Raw genomic sequence first — 7,676 nt, 5'->3', positions numbered from 1 at the left:
TCACCGTCTTGCGCCTTGCCAGGAACCAAAATCCGGCAAATGTCAACACGCCCTAACAGGCGGACTCCTCCTGTTTTTTATAGCGCACCACCATCACCGGAGTCCGCCAGCCCCCGGCTTCCATGACCTGACGGATTTCCGCTCCCTGCGCCATCATATCCATGGCCGCGCCAACCCGGCAGGAGAGCCCCGAAATACGTTCACCGTCCAGACCCGCCTTGGCGGCCATGCGTTTCAGAGCCCGCACCACCCCCCGGTCGCTCAAACGCCCCCCCACCAGTCCGCATTTGTCGATACCCCGGAACAAGGCTCCCCCGTCGATGCCGGCGCTGCGGATCCAGCGGCGCAGTCGCTGCACCGCCATCACGCCCAGTTTTTTGCCGGCATGGGGGACGCTTTCCATGCCGTTTTCACCCTTTTCCACCACCCGTGCCGTACCGTCACCGTAAAATCGCAGATTCTCCAGATCCAGGGCAGCCAGGTCGGAACGACGCAGCATCGAATCGTAAGCCACCAGCAAAATGGCGCAATCCCTCAGGTCCCGCAGGTGATCGCCGGTGCTGGCCAACATCTGTTCAAGATTGTCACGATGGATCGGTTGGATCCCCCCACCATCCCCACGACCACCCTCTCTTTCCAACAGGGTGCGCACCTCCCGGGAACGAGTCGGATCCGCAAGCCCGTCCCGTCGGTGCATCAGCGAAATGGTGGACAGATAGCGCCTGACCGTTGCCGTAGCGCGCAGTTCCTGCATCTCCGACAAAAATCGAGCCACCGTGGCCGGTTGGGCGGGATGCCCCACCAGACCATTCTCCTCACACCAGTGCAGAAAACAGCGTGCATCCGATGATCGGGCCTTTCGGGTGCGACTGGATAGCCCGGTATTGAGCGCTTCGTCCACCCCCTGTGGAGATCGGGTGACCACCCCTCCCTCCGAAACAACCGGAGACTTGCATACCATCCCTTCCGCCGCTGCCGCCATGCCGTTCATTCCCGCACCTCGTTCGAAGGCTATCTCCCCGATTTTTCGAGCGTGGCAAGGCTAGCAAAGCCAAATGAAATAGTGATGACATTCCCGTAACAAATCGCCAAACGTCCCCGGACCTATCACGTCGTTTGGCGGGAAACATCGCGGTTATTTATTAATATTTCTTATTGGTTGACAGGAACCATGAATGATTTTTATGGGTATCGCACTATATTCATTTATTGATTCCTTGGAATCTCCCCGTAACCGCACCTCCGGAGCGGTCCTTGATTTTCAACCTTGTTGCCCGCCATTCGGAAACTTATCCTGGGGCGGTCATGTACGATCAACGCCCTGCCCTATCCGCCCGGGATATCAAACAGCATGAAAGAGACGCTCCTTCAGATTCAAAGACGGCTGCAGAAAGGGGGCTACTCCCATCCGGACCAGCTCCGGCTGAATCTCTGCACGGCTCTGTTCAGTGCCCTGGGCTGGGACCTTTCAGACCCCAAGGAGGTGGACTTCAGCTTCATTCCCCCCTCCGGCTCCACGGAACAGGCCCGATTCCTCGCCCTGAGGCCCGCGGGACACCCCCACCCCTCGGCCATCGTCCAAATCATGTTCCAGCCGGTTGGCAAAGAGACCCCGCTGTATCTTCAACCGCCCATACCGTTTCATATTCTGACGGATGGAACGAACTGGCGTTTCTATTTCCTCGAAGCCCGGCAGACCACGACGGACAACTGTTTCAAGACATTCAACCTGCTGCAGACCCCGGCGGAAGAGGTGGAAAATTTCCTGCGGCAGTTCATGAGTGTCGAGGTCCATCATGACAATTCGGCCTGTGAAAAACTGGAACGCAAGCTGACCCTCAATACCCAGAAACGACTGGAACCCTTGCGACAGTTATTGCCCAAAGCGCAGCTTCTGGCCACCCGGCCCCCGAATCCAACCCTGGAGCGGGCCATGCAGGCCCTGGTGGCCCGCATGGGGCTGCTGATCACCCCGGAGGAGATTCATCAATTCCTCGAAGAACAATCGCAGCAGGCGGATGTCGCCCAAACCACGGCCAGCGTGATCACCTCCCGGGAAAATCGGGAGTGGACCGAACCGGTGACGGGCATGGTGTTTCTATGGGTGCCCGCCGGCAGCTTCACCATGGGCAGCCCGGAGGAGGAACCCGGTCGGCAACCCAATGAAGGACCGCTGCATCAGGTCACCCTGGACAGTTTCTGGCTCTCCAAATATCCCGTCACCCAAGCCCAGTGGCGCACCGTCATGGAAAGCGGCAACCGCTCTTCCGCCTGGGCCCGCAATCGCCCCAAATCCCGGGAAGAGGAGGAGCAGGAGGCCAAAATTCGCGCCCAACAGGAGGCCTCCGCCCTTTTTCCCGTGGAAAACTGTCTTTGGGAACAAACCCAGGAGTTCATCACCAAGCTGGGCCTGCTCGGCGGCAGTCAGGCCAAGCAGTTGCGACTGCCCACGGAAGCCGAGTGGGAGTACGCCGCCCGGGCCGGCACCACCGGCAGTTACTTTTTCGCCGAATCACGGGATAATCCCCTGGACGACTATGCCTGGTATTCAACCAATTCCCTGACCCGTCTGCAAAAAATCGGCTTGAAAAAACCCAACCCCTGGGGCTTTCACGATCTGCTGGGCAGCGTCTGGGAATGGGTTGCCGATCTTTATGCCCTGTATGGCCAGGAGAGCCAGTCCAATCCCACCGGCGGCCGTGCCGGCGACCTGCACGTTCGCCGCGGAGGCAGTTATCGCAGCAACGCCAAAGCCTGCCGGGTTGCCCGACGCAACCAGGTCAAAGTCGATGCGGCAGAACTGCAAAACAGCGGGGGGCTGGGATTCCGCCTGGCCAAACCCGATTCGAACTGATTCCTCATGAACACGCTATTTTCGAGGAGCAAGCCCCCATGCCCCCACTGGTCCTGATCGTCGAAGATGAAGCCGATCTGGCCGCCAGCCTGGAATATGGGCTGAAACAGGCTGGATTCGCCTGCAAGATCGCCCCGACGGGACAGGCCGCCCTGGAAGCCTGCTGTGACAAACCCGTTCCCGACTTTGTTCTTTTGGACCTCATGCTGCCGGATATTTCCGGCATCGATCTCTGCCATCAACTGCGGAGGTACGGCCAGACCCGCCATCTACCCATCCTGATGCTGACGGCCAGGGGTGAAGAGCCGGATCGGGTTCTGGGGCTGGAAAGCGGGGCTGACGACTATATGGCCAAACCCTTCTCCATGCGCGAACTCGTGTTGCGCATCAAAGCCATTCTCAGGCGACCCGCTCAGCAGATGGTCCCCGGTCAGGACAAATGGCAGGCCGGACCACTCACCCTTTTTCCCGTCACCCAGGAAGTCCGTTTTCAGGATCGGAAACTGACCCTGACACCCCTGGAATTTCGGCTGTTGGAATCCCTGATCCAGGCGGGCGGTGCGTGTCTGAACCGAACTCAACTGTTATCCGCCGTCTGGGGTGGCCAATTGGATCATCATCCCCGAACCGTGGATGCTCACATCAATCGACTGCGGGAAAAAATGGGCATGGCCGGTATCCTGGTTGAGACCGTTCGCGGTCTCGGCTATCGTTTTCGCCTCCCGCCCACACCATGACCACCCGACTGGGTATCCGCGGCAAGCTATTTCTCACTTCCCTCGGCATGTTCCTGCTGGTGGGACTGCTCTTCGAACTCTACCTCACCAAAGCCATGCGCTCGTGGGTGGAATCCTTCAGCGTGGAAGAACTGGTCCGGGAAGCGAAGTCCCTCGCCGTGGCGCTGGAAGGCTATCACGGCAAGGAACTGCACGATCCGACGGCACTCCCGGCATTGATCTACCAGCTGGGGGAGGCCGGGAAGAAACGCATCACCCTGATCGACCCCCAAGGCAAGGTTCTGGCCGATTCCGGCGTCGATCCGGCAACCGTATCCACCCTGGACAACCACAATTCCCGCCCCGAGGTCATCGCGGCCCGGGAAAAAGGGCTGGGTCTTTCTCAGCGTTTTTCGGACACCCTCAAGGCTTCCATGCTCTATGCCGCCACACCGTTGAACGGATACGGCGGACAGTGGATTCTCCGTCTCCAGGTCTCCCTGGCCCAGGTGGACGAAACCATCTCCCATGTGCGGCTGGTTCTGTTTATCGCGGGAATTCTGGGTCTGGTGACCGCCATGCTGGTCTCGGCAATCCTGGCCCATGTAACCACCCGGCGCCTGCGGCAAATGGTGCATCAGGCCATGGCCATTGCGGATGGCCATCAGGTGGGATTGCTGGAAACCTCCTCCACGGACGAAATCAGCGGCATTGCCGGCTCCTTCAACCGTGTCAGCCACTCCCTGGCCAACGTGGTCGCCACCCTGGCCCAGGAAAAACACCGTTTTGAAACCGTTCTGGACCAAATGAGTGAGCCGGTCTTCACCCTGGACGAACGGAATCGGGTCAGTCTGATCAACCGGGCCGCCTTGATGTTGATACAACGCCTGGACAGCGAAGAGGCTTTGGGACTGCCGTTGACGATGATGCTCCCCGTCCCGGAAATCGAGGCTATGCTTCAGGAGGTGAACAATGAGGCGGAGGTCTCCATCTCATTCAGCCTTGGAAAAGGCGAAGAGGTGCGCCGTTTGAGCGCCCACGCCAAACCCCTGACCAACCGCGGGGGCACCTTGATCGTATTGCACGACATTACCGAAATGTATCGCCTGGAAAAGATGCGGCGCGAATTCGTGGCCAATGTCTCCCACGAACTGCGCACCCCGGTAAGCGTGTTGATGGCCAATAGCGAAGTTCTGCTCGACGGCGCCATTCACGACCCCCAAGCCGGACCTTCCTTGCTTCAAGCCCTGCATCGCAATGCCAACCGACTCTCCCTGATCATCAACAAGCTGTTGGAACTTTCCAAGATCGACTCGAAAAAATATGCCCTGAAGTTGGAGACAATCAATCTGTTGCAGGAGAGCGCTGTTTGGCTGCTGGATATGCGCCCCCGCCTCTCCGAAAAAAACATCACCCTCGAAGTCGCCATTTCCGCTGACCATCTGCTCCTGGCCGACCCTCACGCTCTGGGCCATGTCATGATCAACCTGCTCGACAACGCCCTCAAATACACCCCCAACAACGGTCAGATTCACCTGCGCTCCCAGGCAATGCCCCATTCTCTCATCATCGAAGTGGAGGATAACGGACCGGGGATTCCCCCGGAGCATTGGCCGCGGATTTTCGAACGCTTTTACCGGGTCGATGCTGGCCGGGCGCGGATTTCCGGAGGGGCCGGATTGGGTCTGGCCATCGTGAAGAACTTCGTCGAAGCCATGGGAGGGCGGGTTGGCGTCGGAGCGGGTAAACAGCAAGGTGCCCTCTTCTGGATCACACTGCCCATTCCCGACCCCATTCGTTGAGATCCTGATCGCTTGAACCAATTGCATTTCTGAAAAGCGATTATTCGCGACGGGTTACATGAACTACAATATATAGATTAGGTTATGTAATATTAGATCTTACATAATTTAATAGAACGACTTGCAATCTATCGCAGTTGTTCATTTGCTTTTGACCATACGACAAGGATCGACCTTGTCGGGATCCTCCGCCACCGGGGTAAACCACACATACTGATGATCCGGCGCAAAGGAGCGGCGCACTTCGGCCAACTCCTCCCGAACAGGCATTTGCAGGGAATTGCCCTCTTCCCGCAAGCCGATATTCACCTGTATCCAATCCGGTTGACGCACCGCAACCCGTTCGTATACCCCCATGTCGTATTGGGTATGACCCGCCCCCAGAATGACCACAACCGGCTCTCCCGGCGTCTCCCCGGCCATGGTGACGATAGACTCCGCCATGGCTTCGTTGCGGGCCAGCCAGGTTTGATACAGTCGCTCCAACAACCCCTCGCCCGCCATACCACAATGCGAGTTGGCAAACTGTTCCTGCATCAAGAGGCGATAGGAGGCATTCTCCAGCGTACTTTTCACCAGGAACCGCTTCTCCAGAGCCACCATTTTACCCAAACCAACGCGGGCCATACGGCTGCGAACCCCGGTGGGAAGATCCGCCCCGAAAACCATCAGTCCTTTCTGTTTGGCCAGGGCAAGGAGAGGGAAATAGTCGGACCACTCCGGACGATGCTCCCAATTGAGCCGGCGGCGCAAGGCCCTCTCCTCCTCATCCGCCGAACGGTTGGGCATCATCGGAGAAGTGTTGCCCTGAACGAAGGAGAGCAACAACCCCGTCTCCTCGCGAGAAAAAAATTCAAATCCGATAACGGGCTTACGCCCTCTGGCCACCAGTGACTCAAGAATCAGACGTTGCATGCGGTGATGATGGGGATTGTCGTGTTTTTCCCCCAGATAGACCACCCGAGCCTTCTCCATCAGGGAGATCATCTCCTCGAAGGCGGGCTTCCGTCCGTCGGTCGTACTCACCACTGGCCAGCGTTCCGCTTCCATGACAGGTTCCACAAGCCTCTGACACCCAGTCAGTACGACGATCATCAGCAACCCGAGGGAGAATCGAAGGGACATGCCCACCTGCAGTTCTCAACGAAGACACGGGAAAGGGGAAAGGGCCAATCACAAAAAAAGGGAGCCTTTTCAAGCTCCCTTTTGCATTTTTTGGACGGTGTGAGACGGTGAATCAGACAAGGTTGGCTCCCTGGGCCGGACTCGAACCAGCGACCCGATGGTTAACAGCCATCTGCTCTACCAACTGAGCTACCAGGGAACACCGCACCCGGGACCGGAGGCCGAAACCTCCCCCCCGCGAGCGAAGGCAAATATAAGGGAAATAGCGGACGGGAGCAACCCATTTTCGTAGGGGAAAGTGAATTCCGTTTCCCCGTGGCAAACGGATCGGGGGACCCTGGCAGGCATTCATGATCTGTTAACGATTCTACAAAATTGTTCAGGGCTTTCAAGCCCACTCCTGCGCTGAAATATCCAGGATGAAATTGATTTATCAGTACATGCTTATATTCTAAAAAACATTGTTGCAACAGTTAGTTACAAATCGTGATTTTGCGTTTGCGTTTCGCTTTCGCAAAAGAAGAAATTATTGCGGAGATCAAGTTTTTCTTGCTTTTTGGGGCCAATGTTTCCAAATTAATAAAAAGCGGGTGCAACGAACGGAAGCCATTTCTGGCCTTGACGGAGGATTCCATGGAACTCAATCGTCCCAGCAATCAGTTACCCCCCAAACTGGAACAGTTCACCCCTCACAAGGAAAAGATCAACTCCCCCATGGAAATCGTCTCCGGTGAGGTGATCTCGGTATACGATGACCAGGTCTGTGTCGCCACGCGCTACGGATTGATCGAAGTGGGGGGTTACGGTCTGAAACCGGATGATCAGGTTGTGATTCAGGAGGGTTGGGCCGTGTTGAAACAACCGTTCCACAATTGGGGATTCCGCCTGTAGGATCCCGTCAGAGCCTGTCCGGCAGTCAGCACCTGACCCTCGATCATCCGATGGGGGGATCTATTCTGTTCTCTGGAACGCACGAGGCGCAATATTCCATTTCTGTTTCATTGGTTCATTAATACGGGGGTCCGGGGGTGATTATCGCCCCCGGCTGAGGTTGGACTCGGGCCCTCCACGGCCCTCGCCCTTCGGGCGCCGCTTTGCGGCGTCCAATTCGGCTTTCCTGCCGATTGGTTTTCTCTTGTTCTTTTATTCCCCTGGAAGGGGAGCCTTCCAGGGGAATAA

The 7,676-nt window shown here is 57.3% G+C and carries 6 protein-coding genes and 1 tRNA gene; 4 read left to right on the top strand and 3 right to left on the bottom strand.

Annotated elements, in window-relative coordinates; genetic code table 11:
• Positions 1–52: 52 nt before the first annotated feature.
• Positions 53–991, bottom strand: coding sequence for a tyrosine-type recombinase/integrase (locus HQL56_16590; protein MBF0311134.1), 939 nt, complete (start codon positions 989–991; stop codon positions 53–55).
• A 360-nt stretch (positions 992–1,351) separates the two neighbouring features.
• Here HQL56_16590 and HQL56_16585 point away from each other — a divergent pair, with 360 nt between their 5' ends.
• The 3 genes from HQL56_16585 to HQL56_16575 are packed head-to-tail and all read left to right on the top strand — an operon-like array spanning position 1,352 to position 5,372.
• The gene (locus HQL56_16585; protein MBF0311133.1) at positions 1,352–2,854 is read left to right on the top strand and encodes a formylglycine-generating enzyme family protein; all 1,503 of its coding nucleotides are present in this window, start codon (positions 1,352–1,354) and stop codon (positions 2,852–2,854) included.
• A gap of 38 nt (positions 2,855–2,892) precedes the next feature.
• Positions 2,893–3,591 (top strand): response regulator transcription factor, encoded by a 699-nt coding sequence (locus HQL56_16580; GenBank protein MBF0311132.1) that lies wholly within the window; start codon positions 2,893–2,895, stop codon positions 3,589–3,591.
• Positions 3,588–5,372, top strand: a complete 1,785-nt coding sequence (locus HQL56_16575; protein MBF0311131.1) for a HAMP domain-containing protein — start codon at positions 3,588–3,590, stop codon at positions 5,370–5,372. The genes HQL56_16580 and HQL56_16575 overlap by 4 nt, the downstream gene beginning before the upstream one ends.
• Positions 5,373–5,513: 141 nt before the next feature.
• Here the strand turns inward: HQL56_16575 and HQL56_16570 are convergent, their stop codons facing one another.
• Together HQL56_16570 and HQL56_16565 are read right to left on the bottom strand one after the other, a co-directional pair.
• Entirely contained in the window at positions 5,514–6,497 is a 984-nt protein-coding gene (locus HQL56_16570; protein MBF0311130.1) for a ChaN family lipoprotein, read from the bottom strand.
• 123 nt (positions 6,498–6,620) lie between these two features.
• Positions 6,621–6,696: transfer RNA gene (locus HQL56_16565), tRNA-Asn, on the bottom strand.
• 434 nt (positions 6,697–7,130) lie between these two features.
• Here HQL56_16565 and HQL56_16560 point away from each other — a divergent pair.
• Positions 7,131–7,388, top strand: a complete 258-nt coding sequence (locus tag HQL56_16560) for a hypothetical protein (GenBank protein ID MBF0311129.1) — start codon at positions 7,131–7,133, stop codon at positions 7,386–7,388.
• Positions 7,389–7,676 lie beyond the last annotated feature (288 nt).

This window comes from Magnetococcales bacterium (assembly GCA_015231925.1).
Taxonomy (GTDB): domain Bacteria; phylum Pseudomonadota; class Magnetococcia; order Magnetococcales; family JADGAQ01; genus JADGAQ01.
The sequence above is the reverse complement of the archived record's forward strand: the minus strand, read 5'-3'. Positions and strand labels throughout refer to the sequence as shown.

Bases quoted from the DNA above. Each gene is read 5' to 3' on its own strand.
- HQL56_16590 (MBF0311134.1), bottom strand. From the start codon at position 991: ATGAACGGCATGGCGGCAGCGGCGGAAGGGATGGTATGCAAGTCTCCG.
- HQL56_16585 (MBF0311133.1), top strand. From the start codon at position 1,352: ATGAAAGAGACGCTCCTTCAGATTCAAAGACGGCTGCAGAAAGGGGGC.
- HQL56_16580 (MBF0311132.1), top strand. From the start codon at position 2,893: ATGCCCCCACTGGTCCTGATCGTCGAAGATGAAGCCGATCTGGCCGCC.
- HQL56_16575 (MBF0311131.1), top strand. From the start codon at position 3,588: ATGACCACCCGACTGGGTATCCGCGGCAAGCTATTTCTCACTTCCCTC.
- HQL56_16570 (MBF0311130.1), bottom strand. From the start codon at position 6,497: ATGTCCCTTCGATTCTCCCTCGGGTTGCTGATGATCGTCGTACTGACT.
- HQL56_16560 (MBF0311129.1), top strand. From the start codon at position 7,131: ATGGAACTCAATCGTCCCAGCAATCAGTTACCCCCCAAACTGGAACAG.